Origin of the sequence: Anaeromassilibacillus sp. An200 (assembly GCF_002160025.1) — a bacterium.
GTDB lineage: Bacteria > Bacillota > Clostridia > Oscillospirales > Acutalibacteraceae > Caccousia > Caccousia stercoris.
The window spans coordinates 1-729 of the sequence record NZ_NFJU01000137.1; the positions used below are offsets into that span (position 1 = coordinate 1).

1 protein-coding gene is annotated in these 729 nt (G+C 55.3%); it reads left to right on the forward strand.

All coding sequences use genetic code 11. From position 1 onward, the window contains the following. Positions 1 to 729: MSCRAMM family protein (locus B5F35_RS18250; protein WP_275532279.1), on the forward strand; the 729-nt coding region annotated here is incomplete at both ends.

Here is a 729-nt window from a genome sequence, read left to right on the forward strand (position 1 = left end):
CGGACAATCCATTCCTCCACCGGCTGCCCGGCGCTGTCTTTGAGCTTTATGAGGACACCAACGGCGATAAGGCATTTGATGAAGGCGACGCCCTGATCGGGGAGCTGACTGAAACCGATGAAGGGTTCCATGAAATGAGCGGCCTCTTGGCAAAGGGCTATTTTGTCAAAGAGAAAACTGCCCCGGAAGGCCACAAGCTGGACCTCAATGCTTATTACTTTGAGATCACCACGGACGGGCAGGTTGTCGTTGTGGAAAATGGCGAGGCTGGCCGCGGCTTTGTGAATGAGGCTTACCGCGGCAACCTGAAAATCACAAAAGATTCCAGCGATGGCCGCAAGGACGGCTTCGCTTTTGAGGTGAAAAGTGAGGATGGCACCTACTGCGAGACTTTCACAAGCCCGGAGGATGGTATCATCCTGATCGAAGGGCTGCGCGTGGGCAAATACACTGTGACCGAGGTTAAGAATAAGGCCAGCGAGGACTATATCATCCCGGATGGCGCCACGGTGGAGATCAAGGCCGATGAAACCGCCGAAGTGAGCTTCTTCAATGAAAAGCCGGAGGAAGAAACCCCGGAAACGCCTGATACGCCGGAAACCCCGGATAACCCGACAACACCTTCCAATCCTTCCAAGCCGGTCCCGCAGACAGGCGATGATTATAACCTGTATATCTGGATCGGCGTGCTGGGCGCGGCGGTGATCGGCAGCGGTGTTGCCCTTTTCC